Here is a 26,996-nt window from a genome sequence, read left to right on the forward strand (position 1 = left end):
GTCATCCAATCAGAACAAGGAAGGGGAATCATGTCGCACGCAATGCCCGACCGGCTTCTGCCCGGCTCGCCGTATCCGCTCGGCGCCAGTTGGGACGGACTCGGCGTCAACTTTGCGGTGTTCTCCGCGAACGCGCAAAAAATCGAGCTTTGCCTGTTCGATCCGACGGGCCGCAAGGAAATCCGGCGCTATCCGCTGCCTGAATGCACCGACGAAATCTGGCACGGCTATCTGCCGAACGCGCATCCGGGCACCGCTTACGGCTTTCGCGCGCATGGTCCGTATCAGCCGCAGCAAGGGCACCGCTTCAATCCGCACAAGCTGCTGCTCGATCCGTACGCGCGCAAGCTCGTCGGGCAGTTTCGCTGGTCGGATGCGCTGTTCGGTTATCGCGTGCATTCGAATCGCGCGGACCTGTCCATCGACCGGCGCGATTCGGCGCCGGCCATGCCGAAGTGCGTCGTGATCGACGAAGCGTTCGACTGGTCGCACGACAAGCGCCCGAATGTGCCGTGGGGCGAAACCATCGTCTACGAAACGCATGTGCGCGGCGCCTCGATGCTGCGCGCCGATCTGCGGCAGCACGAACGCGGCACGTTTGCCGCGTTGTCGTCGCCGGAATTCATCGAGCATCTGCTGAAGCTCGGCGTGACCGCCGTCGAATTGCTGCCGGTTCACGCGTATCTGAACGACCGCTTCCTCGTGGAGCGCGGCCTGCGCAACTACTGGGGCTACAACACCGCGGCCTTCTTCGCGCCGGAGCCGTCCTATCTCAGCACGCACCGGCTCGACGAAATGCGCATCGCCGTGCGCCAGCTGCATGCGGCCGGCATCGAAGTGATTCTGGACGTGGTCTACAACCACACATGCGAAGGCAACGAAATGGGCCCGACAGTCTCATGGCGCGGCCTCGACAACGCGAGCTATTACCGCCTGATTCCGGGCGACGAGCGGCATCACATCAACGACACCGGTTGCGGCAACACGGTGAATCTGCCGCATCCGCGCGTGTTGCAGATGGTGATGGATTCGCTGCGCTACTGGTCCACGGCGTTCAATATCGACGGCTTCCGTTTCGATCTCGGCGTCACGCTCGGGCGCGAGCAGCATGGTTTCGATCCCGGCTCGGGCTTCTTCGACGCGCTGCGACAGGACCCGATCCTGTCGCAGCGCAAGCTGATTTCCGAGCCGTGGGACATTGGTCCGGGCGGCTATCAGCTTGGCAATCATCCACCGGGTTTTGGCGAATGGAACGACCGCTTCCGCGATACCGTGCGACGTTTCTGGCGCGGCGACGCCGGCCTGCGGCCCGATCTCGCCGCGCGCCTGACCGGTTCCGCCGATCTCTTTAACCGGCGCTTCAGGAAGCCGTGGGCGTCGATCAATTTCGTGTCGTCGCACGACGGCTTCACGCTCGCCGACATGACCGCGTACGAGCACAAGCACAACGAGGCGAATCGCGAGGGCAATCACGACGGGCACAACGAAAACTGCAGCAGCAACTGGGGCGTCGAAGGACCGGCCGACGACCCAGCCATCGTCGAGACGCGCGCCCGCGTGGCGCGCTCGCTGATCGCCACGCTGCTGGTCGCGCTCGGCACGCCGATGATGCTCGCCGGCGACGAATCGCTGCGCACGCAGAACGGCAACAACAATGCGTACTGTCAGGATAACGAGATATCCTGGATCGACTGGGAGCGCGCAGAATCGCCGGATGGCCGCCAGATGACCGATTTCGTCGCGCGTGTGGTGGCGCTGCGCAAACAGCATCCGCTGCTGCGCGAAACGCGCTTCCTGTTTGGCGACCGCGAAGTGTTGCCGGGGCTTTTCGACATCGGCTGGTTCGACGAAAACGGCGATCCGCTGACGATCGAAGCCTGGGAAGACCCCGAAGGCCGCGCGTTCACGTTGCGGCGCGCCGGTCCAGGTCTGAACGGCGAAACCGAAGTATTGTTGATGATGCTCAACGCAAACGCGGAAACACTGCGCTTTACGCCTCCCGCACCGCACCTGGAATGGCATGTGCTGTTAGACACTGCGGATCTGGAGAGCGCGCCGCATCGGCTCGCCGCGTCGGACATCGAAGTCGCGGCGCATGGCCTCGTGATGCTGGCCGCGCAGCCGGTCGGCGAGGCCGACTGGCAGGCGGGCTGGAAGGCCGGCGCGCGGCACGGCCCGCGGCTGTTGACGGCGCTTCCGCCCGATCCGGGCGAACATCCGCCGGTGAGCGACTCGTCGCCGACCACGTAGCGCGTGGCCGCCGCGCGAAAGGCGTGTGAGCAACCCGACAGCAAACCGAATGGTGAAGAGTCATGTCCGAAAGTCCAATCGATCCTCACGCGCATCATTACGCCCATTGCCTGCCGTTCGGCGCGCAATTGCTGGGCCCGAAAGGCGCCAATCCGCGCACGCGCTTCCGTTTCTGGGCGCCGTCGTGCAAGCGCGTCCAGGTCGAAATCGAGAGCGGCCCGGCGCAAGGCGCGCATGAAATGACGTCGACGGGAAACGGCTGGTTCGAAGCGAGCGCCGAGAGCGGCGCGGGCACGCTGTACCGCTTCCGGCTCGACGACGGCAACGCCGTGCCCGATCCGGCGTCGCGCTTCCAGCCGCAGGACGTGCACGGCCCGAGCGAAGTGATCGACCCGCGCGCGTATCGCTGGGAACACACCGACTGGCACGGCCGGCCGTGGGAAGAAACGGTGCTATACGAACTGCATGTCGGCGCGATGGGCGGCTATGCGGGCGTGTTGAAACGCTTGCCGGCGCTGGTCGCGCTCGGCGTGACCGCCATCGAACTGATGCCGTTGAACGACTTTCCCGGCCAGCACAACTGGGGCTATGACGGCGTGCTGCCCTACGCGCCCGATTCCGCGTACGGCCGCCCCGAAGACCTGAAAGCGCTGATCGACGCCGCGCACGGTCTCGGCCTGATGGTGTTTCTCGACGTGGTCTACAACCACTTCGGCCCGGACGGCAACTATCTGCACGAATACGCGCGCTCGTTTTTCCGCGAAGGCACGCATACGCCGTGGGGCCCGGCCATCGACTTCGAGCGCAATGAAGTCAGCGACTTCTTCATGGACAACGCGGTCTACTGGATCAACGAATATCGCATCGACGGATTGCGTTTCGACGCCGTGCACGCCATCGACAATCACATGTGGCTGCGCGAGTTGGCCGACCATATTCGCGCCCACGTGCAGCATGGGCGGCATGTGCATCTGGTGCTCGAAAACGAGCACAACAGCGCGAGTCTGCTCGGCAAGCATTTCAACGCGCAATGGAACGACGACGCGCACAACACGCTGCACGTGCTGCTCACCGGTGAGACCGAAGGCTACTACCACGCGTACGAAGATCAGCCGATCCGCCGTCTCGCGCGCGTGCTGGCCGAGGGCTTCGCGTATCAGGGCGACCCGTCGCCGCTTCACGACGGCGCGCCGCGCGGCGAATCGAGCGGGCATCTGCCGCCCACGTCGTTTGTGATGTTCCTGCAGAACCACGATCAGATCGGCAATCGCGCATTCGGCGAGCGTCTGCGCAAGCTGACGCCGGACGACGCATTGCGCGCGGCCACCGCCTTGCTGCTGCTGTCGCCGCAAATTCCGCTGCTGTTCATGGACGAGGAATACGGTTCGACGCAGCCGTTCCTGTTCTTCACCGACTACACCGGCGATCTCGCCGATGCCGTGCGCGAAGGACGCCGCCGCGAGTTCGCGCGCTTCTCGTCGTTCAGCGACGAAACGCGTCGCGCGCAGATTCCCGATCCGAACGACGCGCAGACTTTCGCCGCGTCGTCGCCGCCCGAGCCCGCGACAGCGCCCGCGCAGAACGACGAGGCGCACGACCGGCTCGACTGGATGCACTTCTACAAGTCCGCCCTCACGGTGCGCGCGAAGCTCATCACGCCGCGCCTGAAACACGGCAAGGCGCTCGCCGCCACCGTGCTCACCCGCGAGAACGGCGAGGACGCGAACGCGTTGATCGCGCGCTGGAAACTGGGCGATGGCGAAACGCTGTCGTTCGCGCTGAATCTCTCGAAGGAAAGCGTGGCGTTCAGCAACGTGCCCGCCGGCAAGGTCATTTTCGAAACGCCGCCGCGCGTGCGCGAACAGATCGACGCCAACGTGCTGCCGCCGAATGCGTTTGTCGCGTGGGTCACGGGCGATATCAATGAGTACGCAATCCGTCACGACGCGCGCATTGTCGGCAAAGAGGAGCGCCGCTCGTGAGTACCCGACGCTCCGGCGATACCATCGACACGCTTGCGGCGCGCGCCGGCTTCGAAGTCGAATGGGAAGACGCGCATCACAAGGTGCATCGCGTACCTGAAAACACGCTCGCGGTGCTGCTCGACCGCATGGGCTTGCCGTGCGGCAACGCCACGCAAATCCGGCAAAGCGCCGCCGCGCTCGAAGCCGAATTGTCGGGCCGCAAACTGCCGCCGCTCATGACCGCCGAAGTCGGGCGCGGCATTGCGTTTCCCGCGTCGGGATTCAAGTCGGGCAGCCATTATCGGATCGAGCTGGAAAGCGGTTCGATCATCGACGGACGCTTTACCGCGCCCAAAGGCGAAGAGGCGCTGCTCGCCCCGATCGACGAACCCGGCTATCACACGCTGGTGATCCACGAACATCGCGTGACGCTCGCGGTGGCGCCGTCGCGCTGCTACACCGTCGCGGACGCGTGGCGCACCTTGCGCACCTTGCACAACGAAGACGCCGCCGCCGACGCACCGCCGCTATGGGGCGTGGCCGCGCAGCTCTACGGCTTGCGTCGTTCGGGCGACGGCGGCATCGGCGACTATTCCGCGCTCGCCCGCATCGCGGCCGAAAGCGCGAAGCGCGGCGCGCATGCGCTGGCCGTCAGTCCGACTCACGCGATGTTCAGCGCGGAGCCGAATCGCTTCAGCCCGTATTCGCCGTCGTCGCGTTTATGGCTGAACGTCACGCATATCGACCTCGCCGCGGTGTTCGGCGCCGAAGCCGCGCGCGCCGCCATCGACGCCGCGCAGGCCGCCGATGCGTGGTCGGAACTGGAAGGCTTGCCGCTGATCGACTGGCCCAAGGCAGTCGTGTTGAAACTGAAAGTGCTGCGCGCGCTCTTCGAGAATTTCTGCAAGCAGGAACGCGCGCACGACGGCACGCAGGACACGCCGCGCGTGCTGGAATTTCACGGCTTTTGCGAGCGCGCCGGACGTGCGCTCGAAGACCACGCGCGTTTCGAAGCGCTGCAGGCCGCGCAACTCGCGCAAGGCGGCAACGGACATTGGCGCGACTGGCCCGAGGCGTTGCGCGATCCGCGCAGTCCCGAAGTGGATGCCTTTGCCGAGGCCAATCGCCACGAAATCGACTTCCATCTGTTTCTGCAATGGCTCGCGGCCAAAGGTTTGTCTCACGCGCAGCACGCGGCGAGTGAGGCCGGCATGGCCGTCGGTCTGATCGCCGATCTCGCGGTGGGATGCGACAGCGCCGGCAGCCATGCATGGTCCTATCGCGACGACATGCTGCAAGGCGTGTCCGTCGGCGCGCCGCCCGACTTGTTCAATCAGGCCGGGCAAAGCTGGGGCCTCACCACTTTTTCGCCGCGCGCGATGCGCACGCAAGGTTTCTCCGCGTTCATCGACATGCTGCGGGCCGCGTTCGCGCATGCGGGCGGCATCCGCATCGATCACATTCTCGGCTTGCGGCGCCTCTGGCTCGTGCCCGAGGGCGAAAGCGCGCGCAACGGCGCGTATTTGCGCTATCCGCTCGAAGACCTGCTGCGTCTGATCGCGCTCGAATCGTGGCGGCATCGCGCGATTGTGATCGGCGAGGATCTGGGCACCGTGCCGCCCGGTTTTCGCGAGCGGCTCGACGAGCACGGCATTGCCGGCATTCGCGTGCTGTGGTTCGAGGGCGGCGAGGACGGCACCGGCTTCAAGCCGCCGCAGGCGTGGGATCGCAATGCGGTCGGCACGACGACCACGCACGATCTGCCGACGGTGGCAGGCTGGTGGGTCGGCAGCGACATCACGTGGCGCAACAAAATCGGCCAGACGATGGCGCGCGCCGACGGCCGCGACCCTGAGGAAGCCGCGCAGGAAGAGCGCGCGCGCGACCGCGCCGAACTGTGGCGCGCATTTCAGGAAGCCGGCGTGGCCGCGCCCGATGTGGAAGCGCCGCCGCCCGCCAGCGCGCCCGTTGACGAAGCGCTCGCCTTCGTCGCGGCGACGCCCGGCCCGCTCGTCACCTTTCCTCTTGAAGACCTGCTTGCGCAAAGCGAGCAGCCCAATTTGCCGGGCTCCATCGACGAGCATCCGAACTGGCGCCGCCGGATGAGCCTGCCCATCGACGAACTGTTTCTGGACGACACCTTTTGCGACCGATTGCTTGCAGTCGACCGCGCGCGCAGCGCCGCGACCGCTTCCCCTTATTCAGCCAATCCTTCTTCGGAGCCTGATACGCCATGACCGTCCCGCGCTCCACCGTTCGCCTCCAGTTTCACCGAGGCTTTACCTTCGACGATGCCGCGAAGCACGTCGAATATTTCGCGACGCTCGGCATCAGCCATGTGTACGCGTCGCCCATCACGACGGCCGAGCCCGGCTCGATGCATGGCTACGACACCGTCGATTACACCCAGGTCAGCGCCGAGTGCGGCGGCGAGGCGGGCTTGAAGCGCCTCGTCGAAAAATTGCGCGCGCACGACATGGGACTGATTGTCGACATGGTGCCGAACCATATGGGCGTCGGCGGTTCGAGCAACGCCTGGTGGCTCGATATTCTCGAATGGGGGCGTCATAGCGCCTATGCGCGTCATTTCGACGTCGACTGGCATTCGCCCGATCCGGCCTTGCGCGGCAAGGTGCTGCTGCCGACACTCGGCGCGCCCTATGGCGAAGAGCTGATGTCGGGCCGCATCGGTTTGCATTTCGCGGCCGACAGCGGGCGCTTTTATATCGGCTATGGGCCGCATGTGTTTCCGGTGTGCCCGATCGATTACGCGACGATCCTGCAAAGCGCCGACCGCGCCGACCTGAGCGCGCTCGCCGAGCGCTTTCACGGACTGACGACGCAGCCCGCCGATCAGCCGCGCGCCGCCGAAGGCCGTGAGGTTTTGCGCGAGTTCGTCGCGCAAAACGGCCAATCCGCGATTGAGTTCGTGCTGCAAACCTACGCGCCTGAAGAACCGGTCACGCGCGACCGCTTGCATCGGCTGCTCGAACGCCAGCATTTCCGGCTTGCATGGTGGCGCACCGCCGCCGACGAAGTGAACTGGCGGCGCTTCTTCGACATATCCACGCTCGCCGCCGTGCGCGCGGAGCGGCCGGAAGTCTTCGAGGCGACGCATGCGCTGGCGTTTCGTCTGTATCAGGAAGGCGTGATCGACGGTCTGCGGATCGATCACGTCGATGGCCTCGCGGAGCCGCGCGAGTATTGTCAGCGGCTGCGGCAACGTCTGACGGAGTTGCGCGACACCGCGCCGTATGTCGTCGTCGAAAAAATCCTGGCGCGCGGCGAGCGGCTGCGCGACGACTGGCCGGTAGACGGCACGACCGGCTACGATTTCATGAACGACGTGGGCGCGCTGCTGCACGACCCGGCCGGCGCCGACCCGCTCGCCGAGGCGTGGACCGACCTCACGGGCCGCAGCCCGAATTTCGCGGACGAAGCATTGATCGCCCGCCGCAAGATTCTCGCGGAGAATCTGTCAGCGGAACTCGACCGTGCGGCACGAGCGCTGCATCGCATTGCGCGCGATTCTCTCGCGACGCGCGACTATACCTTCACGACGCTGCGCCGCGTGTTGACAGAACTGGTCGTGCATTTTCCCGTGTACCGCATCTATCCGCAGAACGGTTTGCGCACCGCCATCGACAATGTGTATTTCGATCAGGCGTTGGCTGGCGCGCGCGCCACGCTGTCGCGCGCGGACCATGGCGTGCTCGAGCGCGTGAACGCGTGGCTTGGCGGCAGCGCGGACGAAGCGCCGACGGGGCGTCAGGGCCAGCCGCAGCAAGGGCAGAACGGCGCGCCGCCGAACCACGTGGGGTCGGCGCGGCGCACCGCGCAAACCCTGTTCTCGCAGTTGACCGCGCCGGTGGCTGCGAAGGCCGTCGAAGATACGGCGTGCTATCGCTATGGCCGGCTGTTATCGCGTAACGAAGTCGGCGCCGATCCGGGCGAATTCGCGTTGTCCGTTGAGCAATTTCACGAGGGCAACCTCGAACGTTCGCAGCGCTTTCCGCACGCCATGCTCACCACCGCCACGCACGATCACAAGCGCGGCGAGGATGTGCGCGCGCGGCTCGCGGTGCTCAGCGAGATTGCGCACGACTGGGCCGCGACCCTGCGCGCGTGGTCGACGCTGAACGCGCCGCAGCGCCGTTCGCTCGACGGCGAGCCAATCAGCAGCGTCGGCCAAGACACGAGCTACGACTGGGCGCCCGGCCCCGCCGCCGAAGCGATGCTGTATCAGACGCTGGTCGGTTGCTGGCCGCCGGATCTGAAGCCGGACGACGAAGCGGGCGTGAAGGCCCTGGCCGAGCGCGTCGCGCAATGGCAGTTAAAGGCGCTGCGCGAAGCCAAGCTGCAAACCAACTGGTTCACGCCCGACGAAGCGTACGAAGCCGGTTGCCGCGACTTCCTGTTCGATATTCTTGCGCCGCAACGGCGCGACGGATTTCTGAAGGAACTGGCGGCGTTCGTCGACAGAATTTCTCGCGCCGGCGCAGTGAATAGTCTGCAACAGACGGTCCTACGGCTGGCATCACCTGGGATTCCCGATCTTTATCAAGGCACCGAGTTGTGGGACTTCAGTCTCGTCGATCCGGACAATCGCCAGCCGGTGGATTTCGAACAGCGCGCGGCGTGGCTCGTGCAGACGCCGCCCTCGGAATATCTCTCGACGTGGCGCACTGGCCGCGTGAAGCTGGCGGTCGTGCAGCGCGTGCTCGCATTGCGCACGCATTTGCCCGAGTTGCTGTGCCAAGGCGCGTATCTGCCGCTGACCGTACGCGGCGCGCATGCAGCGAATGTGATCGCGTTTGCGCGGCGACATGGCAACGCGTGGGCCGTGGTAGTGGCAAGCCGGCTGGCCACCGGACTGATCGACAACGACAGCGATGTGCCGCTTGTCGATCCGGCGAAATGGGACGACACCGCGATCGAGATGCCGCCCGATCTTTCCGCGCGCGCCTTGTTCGACTGGTTGAGCCCGGCCGCGCCGAAAGTGGAAGAAAACGGCTTGTTGTACTTGCGCGACGCGCTCGCGGCGATGCCGGTAGCGGTGTTCGTGGAGGACGGCGTGCCGCGCAGTTGAGTTTGAGCCGGCTATCCGGCAGACGAAGGCGCGCGCAAACCGCGAGGCGTTAGCCGCCTTCGTCGTCGAATAACTTGGGGTACACGCGCACGAGCACGATGCGCGGGCCCTTCATCTTTTTCACCACCACGTCGAAGCGATCGAATTCGACGCGCTGCCCTTCCGTCGGCAAATCGTTGAGCGCCTGAATCACGAGTCCGCCGACCGATTCGGCCTTGCCTTCGTCGATATCGATTCCCAACGCGCGTTCCAGCGACACTACCGGCAGGCTGCCTTTGCCCATCAACGTGGCGTCGTCCATGCGCGTCCAGTCGGCGTCGCCTTGACGGAATTCGTCGTGAATCTGGCCGACCAGCGCGCCGAGCAGGTTGTCGAGCGTGAGAAAGCCGATCGGCTTCGAGCTTTTGCGGCCGACCAGCGCGAAATGCGGCGCGCCCTTGCGAAAGCGCCGGAACAGTTCGAGCGCCGGCATTTCCGGTTTGACGTATTGAACGGGGCGCGCGTACTGCGAGAGATCGTCGAGCGTACTGCCCGCGTGGCGCGCGAGCAGCAGGTCCTTCAAGTGGATCATGCCGGCCACGCGCTCGCCGGTGGCGTCTTCAAAGAGCGGATAACGGCTGAAGCGGTGCCGCGCCACCACCTGCATGTTGTCGCGCAACGGCAGATCGCGCCGCAAGCCGATCATTTCGTAGGCCGGGCGCATCAGGTCCGACACGGTCATGCGCGAAAAATCCAGCGAATGCGCGATGGTGTTCCACTCGTCCTGGCTATAGGCATCTTCCGGCGCGCCGCGCTCCGACACGACGTTGGTGCGGCGGGTGCGCAGGATCAGCTTCAGTTCGTCCGTGGAGTAGTGCGAGTCGTGGCCATGATCGGGATTCAGGCCGGCGAGCCTCAGCACGGCGTTCGCGCTCGTATTGAGCACCCAGATGGCCGGATACATCGTCCAGTAAAAGCCGTATAGCGGCGTGGCGGCCCACAGCGACACTTTCTCCGCCTGCCGGATGGCCAGCGACTTCGGCGCCAGTTCGCCCACGACGATATGCAGAAACGAAATGCACGAAAACGCGAAGAACAGCGAAATGCCGTGAATCAGCTTCTCCGATTCCACACCAGCCACGCTGAAAAGCGGCGTGAGCAGTTCGGCAAACGCGGGTTCGCCGATCCAGCCAAGTCCCAGCGAAGCCAACGTAATGCCGAGCTGGCAGGCCGATAGATAGGCGTCGAGGCGGCCATGCACCTCGGCAAGCAGGCGTCCGCGCATGCCGTGCTTTTCGGCGAGGCTTTGCACGCGCGTTTGCCGTAATTTGACCAGGCCGAATTCAGCGGCGACGAAGAAACCGTTCAGGGCAACGAGAAACACTGCACCGATTAGGGCGACAACCTGGATCAAAGCGGAAGGCTCCGGCAACAAAAGTTGTCAGTATAGAGGCTGAAAGCTAGTCGAAAAGTTTTTCGCACCCGATGCGCGCCCGGACTGGCCGCTCATCGCGCTGCCGGCGCGCTGAAGGGCACGCGCAACGCAAGCGTGGACGGCGCGCTCTCGCTTGCGTCGGTCTGCTCGAAACCGCCGCCGTGCGCTTCCGCGACGCGCTTGCACAGCGCGAGCACCCACGCGATGCGGTTGGCTTCGCGCGGCTCGCGGGCCTGCTTGCGCGCGAATGCTTCGAGCACGTGAGGCAATGTGGAATCGTCTAGCGAGCCGCTCGTTTCGTACGTAACCGCGGTGTGCCAGCTGGTGGCGTCCGCGCGCGATGTCAGCGTGACGGTCGCGCCCTGCGAGCTCGCTTCGACAGCAAATATGAGCATCACCCAGAGCGCTTGCGCAAGCCGATCGCGGTCGCCGTTCAGTTGCTCCGTGGCAAGCTGGGAGTTGGCGACGACTTCGACGCCACGCATGCGCGCGAGCCCCGAACGCACTTCTTCAGCGGTTTCATCGAGCAGCGGATGCAGCCGAAAAGGCGCATACGTGAGCGCGAGCGACCTGGTTTCGGCGCGCGTGGCGTCGACGATCGACTCCAGCAACTTGACCTGCTGATCCACGCCATTGCGAATGCCCGTGATGGCGCGCTGCGAGTTGGGATCGTTCGCGTCGAGCTTGCGCTCCAGCACGTAAGCCCAGCTATGAATGGCGTTCAGCGGCCCGCGCAGATCGTGCGACACCAGCCCGAGCACGTAGTCGCGCATGAAGAGCGCGGTTTCTGCGCGCAGATGCGCGGTGCGTTCGGATACGGCGAACCCGGAACTCACCGGTTGTGCGGTAGTGCTTCCGGTTGAAGACGTTGTCACGATCGACCTCTCAGGCAATGCTTGATGATGGGGAAAGCCTCATTATAGGCATGCCGCCGGGCGTCACCAGCCTGGCCGGATGGCCAATGCTGGTTGCAATCTGCGTGCCACGCGGCATTCATCGACCGGGCCGCGTCAACGCGCCTACAATGTCGGTTTTACGTTTGTGAACTGAGGAGCGACACATGTCGACTGTGACTACGGAATCCGGCTTGAAGTACGAAGACATCGTTGAAGGAACGGGCGCGGAAGCGGTTGCTGGCAAAACCGTCAGCGTGCATTACACCGGCTGGCTGACCGACGGTCAGAAGTTCGACTCGAGCAAGGACCGCAACGACCCGTTCGCGTTCGTGCTCGGCGGCGGCATGGTCATCAAGGGTTGGGACGAAGGCGTGCAAGGCATGAAGGTCGGCGGCACGCGCAAGCTGACCATTCCGCCGCAACTCGGCTACGGCGTGCGCGGCGCGGGCGGCGTAATTCCGCCGAATGCAACGCTCGTGTTCGAAGTCGAATTGCTCGACGTCTGAAGCAGCGCCTGTTTGTCCGTTTGACGTTTGGCGTTGCGCAATTCCATGACTCACACCGCCGTGACCGCTCCTAGCGTTTCGCTTCGCCGCTTCGACGCGACGCAAGCGTCGGACGTGCACGACTTTCACCAGGTCGTGCTCGGGCTCGACGGCGCGATGGTGATGGCGGTGGAAGGCATTGCGCAACGCATCGACGCGCGCTGCGCATGGCTCATTCCTGCCGGCGCGCGGCACGATTATGCGGGGCTCGGCGAAAACCGCCAGTTGGTGCTGGATTTACCAGCCGCAACGCTCGCCGTGCCGGAGCGTCTGTTCGACTGCGCGCGGGCGGTCAGCGTCGATGCGCAACTCACGCAACTCGTGCAACGCATTGCATCACAAGCCGCGGGTAGCGCGGCGTCGAACGATCTCGACATCCGCCGTTTTCATTGGGATGCGGCCGCCCGCCTCGGCGCGGCACTGGTGGCCGGAGCGGCCACGAAAAGCGGCGCTGAAGCGCCCGGCGCGGGACTCGACTTCGCGCGCATCGACCGCTGGTTGCGCGCGCATCTGTCCGAGCCGTTGCGTATCGCCGATCTCGCCGCGCATTGCGGCTTCGGCATGCGCCGCTTTCATCAACTTTTTATCGAAGCGTTCGGCGAAACGCCGCATCGCTATTTGCAGCGGCTGCGGCTCGACACGTCGCTCACGTTGCTGGCCGACCCGCGGCGCTCGCTGACGGACATTGCACTGGACATCGGCTTCGGCGATCAGAGCGCTTATACACACGCGTTCACGCGCCGCTTTGGGCTTGCGCCCGGTCAGTGGCGCGCGCTGCGGCATTGAGCGTTCGCGCATAAAAAAAGCGCGCTGACAGACAAGTTCAGCGCGCTTCACGTCCTGCTTCAGTGCTTCAGTTTCAGGCAACTCAGCCCGCGAGACCGCGCTCCAGATCGGCTCGCACATCCGCGGCGTTTTCCAGCCCCACGGCAAGACGAATCAGGCCTTCTGTAATGCCCGCCGCCGCGCGCGCTTCCGGCGTCACGCGGCCATGCGTGGTCGTGGCCGGGTGCGTGATGGTCGTGCGCGTATCGCCGAGGTTGCCGGTGATCGAGCAGATCTTGGTGTTGTCGATCACGCGCCAGGCGTTCGCGCGCATCTGCTCCGGCGTTTCGCCCTTCAGTTCGAACGAGACGATGGCGCCGCCCGCCTTCTGCTGACGCATGGCGAGCGCGTGCTGCGGATGCGATTCGAGGCCCGGATAGAACACGCGATTCACAGCGGGATGCGTGTCGAGCCAGCGCGCGATTTCAAGCGCATTCGCCGACTGCTTTTCGACGCGCAGCGACAGCGTTTCCATGCCCTTGAGCAACACCCACGCGTTGAACGCCGAGAGCGTCGGCCCAGCGCTGCGCACGAACGGAAACACCTTTTCCATGATGAATTTCTTCGAACCGACGAGCGCGCCGCCCAGCACACGGCCCTGTCCGTCGAGGAACTTGGTGGCCGAATGCATGACGACGTCCGCGCCGAGCTTGAGCGGCTGTTGCAAGGCCGGGCTACAGAAACAGTTGTCCACCACGAACAGCGCGTTGGCGGCCTTGGCGATCTTGCTGATCGCCTCTATGTCGGCGATTTCTGTCAGCGGATTCGACGGCGTTTCGAGGAAAAACATTTTCGTCTCGGGACGCACGGCGTTTTTCCAGGCGTCCAGATCGGTTGGATCGACGAACGTGGTTGCGATGCCGAACTTGCTGAAAATTTGCGAGAACATGCCGAGCGTGGAGCCGAACAGCGCCTGCGAGCTGACCAGATGGTCGCCGGCTTGCAGCGTGGACATCACGACGGACATGATCGCGGCCATTCCCGACGCCGTCGCCATGCACGCCTCGCCGCCTTCGAGCGCGGCCAGACGGTCCTGGAACATTGAAACAGTCGGGTTCGTGAAGCGCGAGTACGTGTAGTAGTCTTCGGAATTCCTGAAGCGCTCGGCGGCGTCCGCGGCACTCGCGAAGACGAAGCTCGAAGTCAGGAAAATCGCTTCCGAATGCTCGTTGAAGTCGCTGCGCACCGTGCCCGAGCGGACTGCCAGCGTGTCGAAGTTCAGGGAGTCGTCCATGTTCGTTGTGGTTTCCAATGTTCCATGACTGCGTTCGGCGCGCGGCCTGTACAACGCGACCGCGCCGCCGGACGGCAGCAACAAAAAAGCCCGCTTTTGCGCCGGCGCATTTTTGCGTCGGGACAAGCGGGCTTCATGTGCGGGGAAAGCTGGAGCGGAGGCGGATGATTGCGGTTTTTCCACCCTTCGCTTTAGCTGTTTCGGGTCGCCCCGCGTCCGCAAGCTGAGATCAAATCGACGCAAGCCGTCATGCTAACACGCTCGCGGCGCGGCGTGCAGCAAGCCGCGCCGTGCCGCGAACGCGCGGTTCGCATCAGCCGACCGACAGTTGCAAATGCAGTTGCGAGCGCGCGGGGGCGCCGCCGTCGATCGCTTCGCTCGCGGCGTCGCGATCCGATTGCGACGACGGCGCAAGACGCGCGGTTTCGATGCGGTCGAGATACTCGGTCGTCACGTCGCCCGTCACGTAGTTGCCGTCGAAGCACGACGCTTCGAACTCCTTGAGCGCCGGGTTGATGTCGCGCACGGCCTGCTTCAGCGCGTCGACGTCCTGATAGACGAGATGGTCCGCGCCGATCATGCGTGCGACTTCCTCGTCCGTGCGGCCATGCGCGACGAGTTCGCCGCGCGTCGGCATGTCGATACCGTAGACGTTCGGGAATTTCACCGGCGGCGCCGCCGACGCGAAAATCACCTTGTTGGCGCCGGCGTCGCGCGCCATCTGCACGATTTCATGCGAAGTGGTGCCGCGCACGATGGAGTCGTCCACGATCAGCACGTTTTTGCCCTTGAACTCGATGCCCATGGCGTTCAGCTTCTGACGCACCGATTTCTTGCGCACCGCCTGGCCCGGCATGATGAAGGTGCGGCCCACGTAGCGATTCTTGAAGAAGCCTTCGCGGTATTCCACGCCGAGCTTCTTCGCCACTTGCATGGCGGCCGGACGGGACGAATCGGGAATTGGCATGACCACGTCGATCGCGACGTCGGGCAACTCGCGCCTGATCTTCTCCGCGAGATAGTCGCCCATGCGCAGACGCACGTTGTAGACCGGCACGCCGTCGAGCACCGAGTCCGGACGCGCCAGATACACGAGTTCGAAAATGCACGGGTTCAGGCTCGGATTCGTGGCGCATTGCTGCGAATGCACGTTGCCTTCGAGGTCGATGAACACCGCTTCGCCCGGCGCCACGTCGCGCACGAACTCGAAGCCGATGCCCTCGATCGCCACCGATTCCGACGCCAGCATCCACTCGACGCCTTCCGCCGTTTCCTGCTTGCCGAGGCAAAGCGGGCGAATGCCGAACGGGTCACGGAAACCGAGCAGACCAAAACCGGCGATCAGCGAAACGATCGCATACGAACCCCGCACCCGGCGATGCACGCCCGACACCGCCTTGAACAGCGCGGACGGATCGAGTTGCAGGCCCGAGCTGGCCAGCTGCAATTCGTGCGCGAGCACGTTGAGCATGACTTCCGTGTCGGAATTGGTATTGATGTGGCGGCGATCGATGCGGAACATCTCATCTTTCAGCTGCTGCCAGTTGGTCAGATTGCCGTTGTGCGCGAGGATGATGCCGAACGGCGCGTTCACGTAGAACGGCTGGGCTTCTTCTTCGCTCGACGCCGAACCGGCGGTCGGGTAACGGACCTGGCCGATGCCGGACGTACCGGGCAGGCTGCGCATGTTGCGCGTGCGGAACACGTCGCGCACCATGCCGTTTGCCTTATGCATGTGGAAATTGCTGCCGTTCGCTGTCGCGATGCCGGCGGCGTCCTGACCGCGGTGCTGCAGAAGCAGCAGGCTGTCATAGATCAGCTGGTTGACCGGAGAATGGGAAACTACGCCTACGATGCCGCACATGGCATGTCCTTCTAAGGTACGAAATTCGTCAGAGCGGCCGGTGCCTCGCGAGCGCGATATGACGCGACGGTTCGCGACATGATGTCAAGGCAACCGGTTTGCGCCGGAGTCCTGCCGCGTTCCTGAGGCACTCGCCCGATCGTCACACGCGGACGTAGGCGGCGAGCGTCTCCGGAAGCAGCGGTTTCATTACGTGCACGCCCTCGACCGCATAAGGCCGCAGCAAGGCGTTGCGCCAGAATTCCTGTTGGGGCAGTTCGGTCAAGCCGGCAAGGGCGACCAGAATCAGCACCAGAACGACCCCGCGCACGAGGCCGAACATCAAACCGAGCGAGCGGTCCACGCCGCTCAGGCCGGTAGCCTGAACAATGCGGCTCAGGAGCGCGTTCAGCACGCTCGCCACCAGCACCGCACCGATCGCCACCAGCGCAAAAGCCAGCAACCATTGGGTCAACGCGCCGCCCGGCCACGTGGACGGGATAAACGGCACCACATAACCGACAAAACGGCACGCGATGAAAAACGCCGCGATCCAGCCGATCAGCCCGAACACCTCGGACAAGAACCCGCGCCATGTGCCGCGCAAGGCCGACAAGGCGATCACCGCCATTACAGCGTAGTCGAAGGCAGTGAACATCGCTCGCTTTACTGCGCGGCGCCGCTGTTCGGCGTTGAGGTCAGGCCCGCGCCGCGCACCTTCGCGATTGCCGCGCTAGCCGCCGCGCGGTCCGCGAATGGACCGGCGCGCAACAGTGTCAATGTCGAGCCGTCAGGTTGCTTCCGATGTTCGGTATATGCAGGCACACCGGCCGCTTTCAACTTCACCGCCCAATTACGCGCGTTGGCTTCGTTGGCGAACGCGCCGAGCTGCACGGCGAAACGGCTGCCAGGCGGCGACGCCGGCGTACCGGTCGCTTCAGTGCTGGTGCCTGTGGCGTTGGTTTCGTCTGCGGCCGGCGCTGTGGGTGTGGCTGTGGTGCTGCTGCTATTGCTGGTGTTGTGCACTGCCGGCTTGTTGGCCGGCTTTGCCGTCGCTGTCGAAGCCGCTAGCGTGGCCGTTGCCGTTGCCGGTGCCGGCGCGACATTTGCCGCAACCGCAGGGGCCCGCGGCTTTGCTGCCGGCGCTTTAGCGGCGGACGCTGCATTCGCGTTCGCCTCGGCCTGCTTCGCCGCGCCGGACTGCGTTTGCGCCGCCTTTGCTGCGGGCGCGAGGCCGGAAGCCGCGAGCGCCGCGTCCGGCGCCGGATTGTCCGGCGCTACGCCAGCCTGCGTGTCCTCGTCGTGCCGCGCGAGCTTCGGCGCGGGACGGTTGGGAATGTCGATGGAAATGTCGTCGGTGACAGGCTTTGGATGCGAGTCCAGCACCATGGGCAGCACGACCACCGCCGCGACGACCATGGCAATGGCGCCAACCAGCCGACGCCGCGCGCGCTGCTTTTCGGGCAACGTAGGGTCGAGCAGCATCGCATCGGCTTCGACCGGGCGTTCCGTGCGGCGGGTTCGCCGCTCCACGCGCTCGCCACGGGCGGCCCGGGTGGAACTGGTGTTTGCGTCGCGCCGGCTGGGCGCGTCGTCTTTCTTGCCGAACGAGAAAATTCCCATGAATCGCTTGGTTCGAGCGTGGCGCCCGTTCAGTGTTGCTGCGATTTACGGTAGGCCATGACGCCCGCTACCGTATAGAAACTGCCGAAAACGACAATTCTATCATTCTCTGACGCCCGTTTTAGCGCATCTTGGTAAGCCTCTGCGGGCGTGGCATAGCGCGTCACGCTGCTGTCCGCGCCGTCTTCCACGCCCTGCTCGCGCAAGGCGGCTTCCAGGTCCGCCGCCGATGCCGCGCGCGGCGTCGGCAGATCGGTTACGCACCAATGGTCGATTTCGCCTTTCAGATGCGCAAGCACGCCAGCGATATCCTTATCGCCCATCGCGCCGAACACGCCGTACGTGTACGGGAAAAAACCCATGTTGCCGAGGTTCTGGCCCAGCACGGCGGTGGCGTGCGGATTGTGCCCGACATCCAGCACAATGGCCGGCTTGCCGGGCAGCACCTGAAAACGCCCCGGCAATTCGACGTTCGCAAGACCGAGGCGGATGTCCTGCGCCGAAACGGGCAAGCGGTCGCGCAGCGCTTCGAGGCCGGCGAGCGCCGCCGAGGTGTTGATCAACTGATTCGCGCCGCGTAACGCCGGATAGGCGAGCGCCGAGCGGCGCAGCGTCGGGCCGACGTAGCTCCATTGCTGGCGCTCGCTGCCCGCCTGCCCTTCGTAGCGGAAATCGCGGCCAAACAGCCACAGTTCGGCGCCGATTTTCTCCGCGTAGTCGATCAGCGTTTGCGGCGGCACCGGGTCGGCGCAGATCGCCGGCTTGCCGGACCGGAAAATGCCGGCCTTTTCCACCGCGATTTTCTCGCGCGTGTCGCCCAGATATTGCGTGTGGTCGATGTCGATGCTGGTGATGATCGCGCAGTCGGTATCGAGGATGTTGACTGCGTCGAGGCGACCGCCCAGGCCGACTTCGAAAATCACCGCGTCGAGGCTGCGCGACGCGAACAGGCTCATGATGGCCAGCGTCGTGAATTCGAAATAAGTCAGCGTGACCGGTTCGGCCAGGCTCGAACGCGCGGCCTCGACCTTTTCGAAGTGCGGCAGCAGTTCCGCGTCGCTCGCCATGTGTCCGTTCACTCGCGCCCGTTCGTTGAACGACAGCAAATGCGGCGAAGTATGGCAACCCACGCTGAAACCGGCGCGCAACAGGATCGATTCGAGAATGGCGCACGTGGAACCCTTGCCGTTCGTGCCGCCCACCGTGATGACCGGGCACGCGAACGAAAGCTGCATCGCGTCGCGAACCTGGCTGATGCGCGTAAGACCCATGTCGATGCCGACCGGATGCGCGGATTCGAGATGCGTGAGCCACGCGTCGAGGGTGGGGAATGTGGTCATCGGGTGAATCGCGAGAAAATCATTGAGCGGTGTGACGAACCTGCGCGGGCTGGCGCCTCGCGCAGTATCTGAGACCGTGATTATCCCGGAAATGACAACGCGCCGCTTGATTGCCCGCGCGGCGCGCCAAATTCAACTGTGTTCGGTTCCAACGGCAGCCGCTTGACAAGGACGCCGGCGCCGCCGTGCCGGCTTACGCCACGGCGTCCGCCGGCTGGTGGCCCAACAGCGCCATCAATTGAGCGATTTCTTCGCGCAGCTTGCGACGGTCCACGATCATGTCGATCGCGCCCTTCGTCAGCAGGAACTCGGCGCGCTGGAAACCTTCCGGCAGCTTTTCGCGCACGGTTTGTTCGATCACGCGCGGACCAGCGAAGCCGATCAGCGCCTTGGGTTCCGCGATCACGACGTCGCCGAGGAACGCAAAACTCGCGGACACGCCGCCCATGGTCGGATCGGTCAGCACCGAAATGAACGGCAGCTTGGCTTCGGCGAGCTTGGTCAGCATGGCCGTGGTCTTGGCCATTTGCATCAGCGACAACAGGCTTTCCTGCATCCGCGCACCGCCCGAAGCGGTAAAGCAGATAAACGGCACTTTTTGCTCAAGCGCGTTCTGCGCGCCGCGAGCGAAGCGCTCGCCGACTACCGAGCCCATCGAGCCGCCCATGAACGAAAACTCGAAGCAAGCCACGACCACTGGCAACGTGTGGATCGCGCCGCCCATGACGACCATCGCGTCGGTTTCGTCGGTGTCGTCCATCGCCTCTTTCAGGCGTTCCGGGTACTTGCGGCTGTCCTTGAACTTGAGGGCGTCGACCGGGACGATTTCCTGGCCAATCTCGTAGCGGCCTTCCGGGTCCAAGAGGCCGTCCAGCCGCTCGCGCGCGCCGATGCGCATGTGGTGATCGCATTTCGGGCAAACGTGCAGATTGGCCTCGACGTCGTTGCGGTACAACACGGCTTCGCACGACGGGCACTTGATCCACAGGCCCTCCGGAATCCCCTTGCGGCTTTTTGGATCGGTTTGTTTGATTTTTGGCGGCAGCAGCTTATCGAGCCAACTCATAGTGAATCCTTCAGGGGTCTACGGTTGCACAAACGGCGGGACGAACCCGCCGCTCGCACGACAGACGACAAAATTACTGTTATCGGGCAGTCGCGACGCTATCGAGCGCCTCGCGCACCTCGCCGACGAAACGCGTGAGCGTTTCGGCGGCGGCTTCGGGGGCCGCCTGCTCGAGCAATTGCACGATGCGGCTGCCGATTACGACGGCGTCGGAAACTTCGGCCACGAGACGCGCCGTTTCCGCGTCACGGATGCCAAAACCGACGCCCACCGGCAAGGGCACGCGCGACTTGATCGCCGGGATTTTACTCGCGATGCTGGAAACGTCCAGATTTGCCGCTCCGGTCACGCCTTTCAACGACACGTAATACACATAACCGCTCGCGATTTTTCCGACTTCGGCGATGCGCTCGTCCGTCGACGTAGGCGCCAGCAGGAAGATCGGATCAATTCCCGCGGAACGCATTTTTTCGGCGAAGTTAGCACACTCTTCCGGCGGATAGTCGACGACCAGCACGCCGTCGACGCCCGCCTCCTGCGCCGCCTTGCCGAAGGCTTCCGTGCCCATCCGTTCGATCGGGTTGGCGTAGCCCATCAACACGACAGGCGTCGTGTCGTTGGTTTCGCGGAAACGCTTGACGTCGGCGAGCACGTGGCGCAGCGACACGCCGTGCGCCAGCGCGCGCTCGGACGATTGCTGAATGACGGGACCGTCCGCCATCGGGTCGGAAAACGGCACGCCGAGTTCGATCACGTCCGCGCCGCCGGCGGCAAGCGCGTGCATGAATTCGACGGTGCGGGCCGGATCGGGGTCGCCCGCCGTCATAAACGGAATCAGGCCTTTTTTGCCTTGGGCGGACAGCGCGGCGAAGGTGTTCTTGATACGGGACATGGAATTATTCTCGATTGGAGCGACTGCGCGACGCCTGGCGCCTTGCCTGGCGCTTATTGCACTTCGGTTTGCCTTGGCGCCTTGGCTTTGGCCGACCGGCGCGGCGCGGCAGCAGCGGCGCTGACGCGTTCTCGCGCTATCGCGCAGTAACTTTCATTGATCTCATAGCCGACGAATTCGCGCTGCTGACGGGCGCAAGCGACTGCAGTGGTGCCGCTGCCCATGAAGGGGTCGAGCACTCGGCCGCCCTTCGGACAACTTGCCAGCACCATCCGCTCGACAATTTCCAAAGGCTTTTGCGTGGGATGATCGACGCGTTCGGCGTGTTGCCGATGCAACCTCGATACAGACCAGACGTCCTTCGGATTATAGCCAAGCTCCAGCCACTTGCTGCCTTCGAACAACTTACGCGAACGCGCCTTCTTCGTGACGGCATCGTACGGGATGCGGACGGGATCGAGGTCGAAAAAGTAGTCTTTCGACACCGCGAAAAAGCCGATGTTGTCATGCACCGACGTGAATCGGCGCACCGTCCCGCCCATGCTCGGCACCCGCCGGTCCCAGATGATCTCGTTGATCATCGTGAGCCTGGTCTTCAGAAAACTGAAGATTTCCGGCGCGTACTGCCAGGTGCAGAAGATATACAGCGAACCTGACGGCTTGAGCTTCGGAATGGCAAGCTCGAGCCAGCCACGCGTCCAGGCGAGAAAATCGTCGCCGGTGCGCATGTCGGAGTCGTTGCCGTAATCCTTGCCGAGCCCGTACGGCGGGTCGCATAGGATCAGGTCGATCGACGCATCCGCAATGTTCGCTACATCGGTCAGAAAATCGCGGTTCAACAAGTGGATGCCTGCAGGCACCTGCGGCAACAGCGACGCAGGCGCTTCGGGCGTCCGCGGCTCGCCAGCCGGCGGTATTTCGGTAGTGGCCGGCTGGGGCTCGTCGAACTCGTCACGCATCGTTGAGGCGCTCAGAACTGAATGCCCGATCGCTCGGCGACCGTGTGCATGTCCTTGTCGCCGCGGCCGGACAGATTCACCAGCAGGTGTTTGTCTTTGGGCAGCGTAGGCGCGAGCTTCATGGCGTACGCCAGCGCGTGGCTAGACTCCAGCGCCGGAATAATGCCTTCGATGCGGCAACAGTCGTGGAACGCCTTGAGCGCTTCTTCGTCGGTGATGCCCACGTATTGCGCGCGGTTACTCTCTTTTAGCCACGCGTGCTCAGGGCCGACGCCGGGATAGTCGAGACCCGCCGACACCGAATGCGTTTCGATGATCTGGCCGTTTTCGTCCTGGAGCAGATACGTGCGGTTTCCGTGCAGAACGCCCGGACTTCCGCCGATCAGCGACGCCGCGTGACGACCCGATTCGATGCCGTCGCCGGCTGCTTCCACGCCGATAAGCTGCACCGAAGTATCGTCGATATACGGATAAAAGATGCCCATCGCATTCGAACCGCCGCCAACGCACGCGATCACGGCGTCCGGCTGACGCCCGATGAGTTCCGGCATCTGCACCTTGCATTCGTCGCCGATCACGCGCTGGAAGTCACGCACCATCATCGGATAAGGATGCGGACCCGCCACCGTGCCGATGATGTAGAACGTATTTTCCACATTCGTGACCCAGTCGCGCATCGCCTCGTTCAGCGCGTCCTTCAGCGTGCGCGAGCCCGACTCGACCGGCACGACGGTCGCGCCGAGCAGCTTCATGCGGTAGACGTTCGCGGCCTGGCGGCGCACGTCTTCAGCGCCCATGTAGACCACGCATTCCATGCCGAAACGCGCGGCAATAGTCGCCGTCGCCACGCCATGTTGCCCCGCGCCGGTTTCGGCGATCACGCGCGGCTTGCCCATGCGCTTCGCGAGTAGCGCCTGGCCAATCACGTTATTGATTTTGTGCGCGCCGGTGTGATTCAGATCTTCGCGCTTCAGAAAAATCTGTGCGCCGCCGAGCATCTCGCTCCATCGCTGTGCGTGATAAATCGGCGAAGGACGACCGACGAAATACTTCAGCTCGCGCTCGTATTCGGCGACGAAAGCAGGATCTTTCTGGAATTTCTCGTAGGCTGTGCGCAGCTCGTCGAGCGCGTGCACTAGCGTTTCGGCGACGAACACGCCGCCAAATTGGCCGAAGTGGCCTCGTTCATCAGGCAAGTTGTACATGGTGATCACTCTTTTCGTGGCGCGCGGGTTTGGGATCAAGCACCGCGCTGCGGAATCATCCGGCGTCCGCCGCGCGCACCGCGCGTACGAACGCCGCCATCCGGGCGTGATCTTTCACGCCCTTGGCGCCCAGAACCTCGATGCCGCTCGAGACATCGACCGCGTACGGGCGCACGCGATGGATCGCATCACTGACGTTTTGCGCGTTCAACCCACCACTCAAAACGGCCCGACGCGCGAGCTCTGCTGGAATAAGTGACCAATCGAAAACCTTCCCGCCGCCGCCATAGCCTTCGACGTGAGTGTCGAACAGTAAGCCACTGGCGGCTGAATAGTTGAGCGCCGATTTTACCAAATCGGCCGGTTGAGTATCCGCCGCAACCCGCAACGCGCGCAACCAAGGCAAACCCGCAACGCCCGCGAGCGATTCGCATTGATCCGCGGTCTCGTCGCCGTGAAACTGCAACAGCGAAAGTCCGACATTGCTCACGACTTCGCTCAGCCAGTCGAGCGTGGGGTTGACGAACAAACCCACCACCGACACGAACGGCGGCACGTCCTGCACCAGTTCGACGGCCTGCGCGACGCTCACCGAACGCGAGCTCGGCGGGTAGAACACAAGGCCGATGGCATCGGCGCCGAGGTCGATTGCGCAGCTCACGTCAGACGGTTTCGACATGCCGCAAAGCTTAATGCGCGTGCGTCGCGGCATGGCCTGCTGCGCGCCGCCGGCGCTCGTTTCGGTCCTGATGTTGTCGGTTGGGTTCATGATTGCGCTTGCTCGCTCCAAATGGTGCTCCACGGCACGCTGCCGGTCTGCGGCGCGGGCACGGCGAATTGCTCAGGATAGCCCACCTGCGCCAGATACAACCCGTCCGGCATGAAGGTCGGCGCGGCCCATTCGCGGTCGCGGCTCGCCAGAACTTCCGCCATCCACTCGACCGGGCGACGCCCCTTGCCGATATAGACCAGGCATCCCATCAGATTACGCACCATGTGGTGTAGGAATGCGTTCGCCCGAAAGCGGAAATGAATGAAATCGCCGTGTTGCTGAATGTCGATCTGATACAGATGTTTGATCGGTGTTTTCGACTGACACTGCGACGAGCGGAACGCCGAAAAGTCGTGTTGTCCGATCAAATGGGCCGTAGCTGCGCGCATCGCGCCGACATCCAGCGGCGTGTGCACCCAGCCCGCACGGCCCGCGAGCATCGGCGAGCGCACCGGATGTACGTACAGCACATAGTAATAAGTGCGTTCGAACGCGGAAAAACGCGCGTGGAACTCGTCGGCCATGGGTTTCGCCCACTGGACCGAGATCGTTTTCGGCAAAAACGAGTTCGGGCCGCGAACCCACGAGACGTCTGCGCGCTCGAGTTCCGTGTCGAAATGCACCACTTGGCCGAGCCCGTGCACGCCCGTATCCGTCCGACCGGCGACAACCGTATGAACCGGAGTCTGCGCGAATTCGCGCAGCGCCCGTTCAAGTTCGTCCTGAACCGTGTTGCCGTGCGGCTGCGACTGCCATCCGCAGAACGCCGACCCGTCGTACTGGATGCCTAGAGCAATCCGCTTCACGACAACGGCGCGAGCGTCGAGAGCAGCGCGCGGGCGTCGTTGCGCGTCGCCGGATCGTTTGCTTCGATCACTTCGTTGATCAACGTGCGCGCGCCGGCCAGATCGCCCAGATCGATGTACTCGGCGGCCAGATCCAGCTTGTTACGCGCTATCCGGGCGAGGTCGGCCGGCGTGAACGCCGGCAACGGCTGGGTCGGACCGGGCGGCAATTCCAGGTCAAAGTCGAGCTTGAGCGCGCCGAAGCCCGCCGCGCCGAGATTGCCCGCGCCCAGTCCCGCGACGGCGCCACGGCCGGCGGTTCCGGCTGCGATTTCGTCGGCGGCATGAGGCGCTGCGTCGGCATCGGGCGGCGGCGGAAACGCCTGTCGCGCGGTCGTTTCTGGCGACGCAACCGGCTGGCTGCTCAACGATTCGGGCGCGTGAATGGTGTCGGCGGCGGACTCGACGCGACGGGGCAACGGCATGTCGAGACTGCCGAACGACTCGAGCGCCTCGCGCGGAAATTCCGTCGATGCGGCCGCGAGCGGGAGCGAAGGCTCCATCGGCTCGTCCGGCAACGCTTCGTCGTCCCATTCCAGACGATGCGAAGCCGGTTCGTGCTCCCACGTCTCGTCGAGCGGTCCGAGCGGCGCACGGGGCAGCGCGTCGGCGCCGAGTTCGGCGGCGGCGCTAAGGCTGGCGGCCGTCGTCGCGCCGTCCAGATTTTCGTGATGCGCTTCTGAGGCGGGCTTGGTTTGCTCGTGTGACACGTGCTGCGGCGTGACGAGGTCGAGATCGGGCGCCTCGTGCGCCGCGGTTTGATGCGCCGTGGACGAACGTTCGGCTGCGGATCCTTCCGATTCCGACGTCGCTTGTCGTGCGGCGGCTTCTTCAACCGCGTTTTTCTCTCCACTGATTGCAGCCGCTGCGCCTGCATCGGCTGCCGATTGCGCTGCCGTCAGGCGCTCGCTTTCGGCCTCTTCCGCTGCGTGCCGCCCGGCCGCCTGTCCAGGCGTGGGTGCCGCTGCTTCGTCGCGCGCCTCGGCCTCGCGCGTCGCCGCGGCGCGGATCTCCGCCTCGCGCTCCGCCGCGATGCGCTCCGACATTTCGCGAGCTGCGGCTTGGCCTTCGGCGGCTTCGCGCTCGGCGGCGGCCATGGCGGCCGCGTGCTGCGTAGCGGTGTTGTCCGCGTCTCCTGGATCGCGCTGCGCCGCATCCTCACGAGCAGCCAGCGAATCCGCCGGCTCAGCCGCCCGCGCCGTCACCTCTTCCGACGACGCCGCTTGCGCCTCAGCCGCGCGCTCACGTTTGCGCCGGCCAAACCGCAATGCGCCCAGCAGCACGACGAGCGCCGCGCCGACCGCCACGCCCACGGCGAGGTTCGTCTGCGAAATGCCCGTCGGGTTCGCCGTGGAAAATGCGGCGCCCGGATGGCCCGGCGCCGCCACCACGGACGATGCGCCCGCCGCCGGCTGCGCGCCGCTTGCCGCCGGAGCGGCTGGCGCGGCAGGCGACTTGCCGATGCCATGCTTCTGCAATTCCATCAGCACGCGATTCTTGAGCGCCAGCAATTGCTGCAAGCTCGACACCTGCGCGCGCGGCTGTGAAGCGGCCGTGCCGACGACTGCCGCGCTTGCCGACGGCTGAACCGATCCGGTCCACCCATGCGTGCCGCTCGCGCCCGCCTCAGCCTGCGAACCGGCCGTCGGCGCCGACGATACGACGCTCGGCGTCGCCGCCGAACTGGCGTCCGTTGCCGCGCTGGCCATGCCTTGAATCGGCGCGGCAGCCTGAGTCGGCGTGCTTCCCGCCTTCGCCGCAGCCGCGTTGCCTTGCGCGGCCCCGCTCGCCGCCGAACTCGCGGCCGCGCCGCCAGCCCCCGCAGCGGAAGCCTCCGCCGCCGCCGACGAAGCCGCGGCGCCCGACGCATCCAGCACCGGCACAGTCAGCACGGCACCGAGCCGCAGCCGGCTCGGATCGTGATTCATGAAAGCATTCGGATTTGCATCGAACAATGCGCGCGCCGCGCGTGCCAGCGTGGCGCGATCGTGTGATTGAGTGACGGCAATCGCCGCGTCGTTCAGCGACTGGCCCGGCCGAACCGTGTATTGGCCGCCGGATGCATACGAGACCGAGGCGGCGTCCGGCGCGCTCGCGGCGTCGGCGGGCGCGGCCATTGCGCTGCTCAAGCCGGCGCCGGCCAGCAACAACGCGACGGCGGCCGCGGCGGCGAGGCGGCCGGCATCCGGGCGCGCAAACATGGCCCGAAGGGAAGAGAGTCGAAGATTCATTGG

20 protein-coding genes are annotated in these 26,996 nt (G+C 64.7%); 6 read left to right on the top strand and 14 right to left on the bottom strand.

The annotated features are described in order from the left end of the window. Nucleotides 1-30: 30 nt before the first annotated feature. The 4 genes from glgX (at nucleotide 31) to treY (ending at nucleotide 9,303) form a co-directional block, all read left to right on the top strand. Complete coding sequence (gene glgX / locus VOM14_RS26665; RefSeq protein ID WP_327631727.1) at nucleotides 31-2,250, top strand: glycogen debranching protein GlgX; 2,220 nt, start codon at nucleotides 31-33, stop codon at nucleotides 2,248-2,250. A 62-nt stretch (nucleotides 2,251-2,312) separates the two neighbouring features. Then, the gene (treZ, locus tag VOM14_RS26670; RefSeq protein WP_327631728.1) at nucleotides 2,313-4,232 is read left to right on the top strand and encodes a malto-oligosyltrehalose trehalohydrolase; all 1,920 of its coding nucleotides are present in this window, start codon (nucleotides 2,313-2,315) and stop codon (nucleotides 4,230-4,232) included. Beyond that, nucleotides 4,229-6,451 (top strand): 4-alpha-glucanotransferase, encoded by a 2,223-nt coding sequence (malQ, locus tag VOM14_RS26675; protein WP_327631729.1) that lies wholly within the window; start codon nucleotides 4,229-4,231, stop codon nucleotides 6,449-6,451. Before treZ ends, malQ begins: the two co-directional genes overlap by 4 nt. After that, nucleotides 6,448-9,303 (top strand): malto-oligosyltrehalose synthase, encoded by a 2,856-nt coding sequence (gene treY / locus VOM14_RS26680; RefSeq protein WP_327631730.1) that lies wholly within the window; start codon nucleotides 6,448-6,450, stop codon nucleotides 9,301-9,303. Before malQ ends, treY begins: the two co-directional genes overlap by 4 nt. Before the next feature lie 49 nt (nucleotides 9,304-9,352). On the opposite strand, the gene VOM14_RS26685 is transcribed toward treY, so the two are convergent. Both VOM14_RS26685 and VOM14_RS26690 read right to left on the bottom strand, forming a co-directional pair. Beyond that, nucleotides 9,353-10,696 carry a hemolysin family protein gene (locus VOM14_RS26685; RefSeq protein WP_327631731.1) on the bottom strand — a complete coding sequence of 448 codons (1,344 nt, stop codon included), beginning with the start codon at nucleotides 10,694-10,696 and terminating at the stop codon, nucleotides 9,353-9,355. Between the two features lie 92 nt (nucleotides 10,697-10,788). Beyond that, on the bottom strand, nucleotides 10,789-11,592 hold the full coding sequence (locus VOM14_RS26690) for a sensor histidine kinase (protein ID WP_327631732.1): 804 nt from the start codon (nucleotides 11,590-11,592) through the stop codon (nucleotides 10,789-10,791). A 185-nt stretch (nucleotides 11,593-11,777) separates the two neighbouring features. On the opposite strand from VOM14_RS26690, the gene VOM14_RS26695 reads away from it, so the two are divergent. Both VOM14_RS26695 and VOM14_RS26700 read left to right on the top strand, forming a co-directional pair. Continuing rightward, nucleotides 11,778-12,119 (top strand): FKBP-type peptidyl-prolyl cis-trans isomerase, encoded by a 342-nt coding sequence (locus VOM14_RS26695; protein WP_006047612.1) that lies wholly within the window; start codon nucleotides 11,778-11,780, stop codon nucleotides 12,117-12,119. A gap of 45 nt (nucleotides 12,120-12,164) precedes the next feature. Continuing rightward, a complete protein-coding gene (locus VOM14_RS26700; RefSeq protein WP_327631733.1) occupies nucleotides 12,165-12,944 on the top strand; it encodes an AraC family transcriptional regulator in 780 nt (259 codons plus the stop codon). A gap of 82 nt (nucleotides 12,945-13,026) precedes the next feature. On the opposite strand, the gene VOM14_RS26705 is transcribed toward VOM14_RS26700, so the two are convergent. The 12 genes from VOM14_RS26705 to VOM14_RS26760 form a co-directional block, all read right to left on the bottom strand. Further along, nucleotides 13,027-14,217 (bottom strand): O-succinylhomoserine sulfhydrylase, encoded by a 1,191-nt coding sequence (locus tag VOM14_RS26705; RefSeq protein WP_327631734.1) that lies wholly within the window; start codon nucleotides 14,215-14,217, stop codon nucleotides 13,027-13,029. Between the two features lie 313 nt (nucleotides 14,218-14,530). Continuing rightward, nucleotides 14,531-16,081 carry an amidophosphoribosyltransferase gene (gene purF, locus VOM14_RS26710; RefSeq protein WP_327631735.1) on the bottom strand — a complete coding sequence of 517 codons (1,551 nt, stop codon included), beginning with the start codon at nucleotides 16,079-16,081 and terminating at the stop codon, nucleotides 14,531-14,533. Between the two features lie 142 nt (nucleotides 16,082-16,223). Further along, nucleotides 16,224-16,718 (bottom strand): CvpA family protein, encoded by a 495-nt coding sequence (locus VOM14_RS26715; protein WP_327631736.1) that lies wholly within the window; start codon nucleotides 16,716-16,718, stop codon nucleotides 16,224-16,226. 8 nt (nucleotides 16,719-16,726) lie between these two features. Then, nucleotides 16,727-17,683, bottom strand: a complete 957-nt coding sequence (locus VOM14_RS26720; RefSeq protein ID WP_327631737.1) for an SPOR domain-containing protein — start codon at nucleotides 17,681-17,683, stop codon at nucleotides 16,727-16,729. Between the two features lie 29 nt (nucleotides 17,684-17,712). Continuing rightward, nucleotides 17,713-19,023, bottom strand: coding sequence for a bifunctional tetrahydrofolate synthase/dihydrofolate synthase (folC, locus tag VOM14_RS26725; RefSeq protein WP_327631738.1), 1,311 nt, complete (start codon nucleotides 19,021-19,023; stop codon nucleotides 17,713-17,715). 193 nt (nucleotides 19,024-19,216) lie between these two features. After that, nucleotides 19,217-20,089, bottom strand: coding sequence for an acetyl-CoA carboxylase, carboxyltransferase subunit beta (accD, locus tag VOM14_RS26730; RefSeq protein WP_327631739.1), 873 nt, complete (start codon nucleotides 20,087-20,089; stop codon nucleotides 19,217-19,219). 79 nt (nucleotides 20,090-20,168) lie between these two features. Next, nucleotides 20,169-20,981, bottom strand: coding sequence for a tryptophan synthase subunit alpha (gene trpA, locus VOM14_RS26735; protein ID WP_327631740.1), 813 nt, complete (start codon nucleotides 20,979-20,981; stop codon nucleotides 20,169-20,171). Between the two features lie 53 nt (nucleotides 20,982-21,034). Continuing rightward, the gene (locus VOM14_RS26740) at nucleotides 21,035-21,940 is read right to left on the bottom strand and encodes a DNA-methyltransferase (protein ID WP_327631741.1); all 906 of its coding nucleotides are present in this window, start codon (nucleotides 21,938-21,940) and stop codon (nucleotides 21,035-21,037) included. 11 nt (nucleotides 21,941-21,951) lie between these two features. Continuing rightward, nucleotides 21,952-23,145, bottom strand: coding sequence for a tryptophan synthase subunit beta (gene trpB, locus VOM14_RS26745; protein WP_327631742.1), 1,194 nt, complete (start codon nucleotides 23,143-23,145; stop codon nucleotides 21,952-21,954). A 55-nt stretch (nucleotides 23,146-23,200) separates the two neighbouring features. Then, entirely contained in the window at nucleotides 23,201-23,914 is a 714-nt protein-coding gene (locus VOM14_RS26750) for a phosphoribosylanthranilate isomerase (protein WP_327631743.1), read from the bottom strand. Continuing rightward, nucleotides 23,911-24,723: a tRNA pseudouridine(38-40) synthase TruA gene (gene truA, locus VOM14_RS26755; protein ID WP_327631744.1), complete on the bottom strand. Its 813-nt coding sequence runs from the start codon at nucleotides 24,721-24,723 to the stop codon at nucleotides 23,911-23,913. Before truA ends, VOM14_RS26750 begins: the two co-directional genes overlap by 4 nt. Further along, the gene (locus VOM14_RS26760; RefSeq protein ID WP_327631745.1) at nucleotides 24,720-26,993 is read right to left on the bottom strand and encodes a FimV/HubP family polar landmark protein; all 2,274 of its coding nucleotides are present in this window, start codon (nucleotides 26,991-26,993) and stop codon (nucleotides 24,720-24,722) included. Before VOM14_RS26760 ends, truA begins: the two co-directional genes overlap by 4 nt. Between the last annotated feature and the right edge of the window lie 3 nt (nucleotides 26,994-26,996).

Source organism: Paraburkholderia sp. MPAMCS5, assembly GCF_036016995.1.
Taxonomy (GTDB): domain Bacteria; phylum Pseudomonadota; class Gammaproteobacteria; order Burkholderiales; family Burkholderiaceae; genus Paraburkholderia.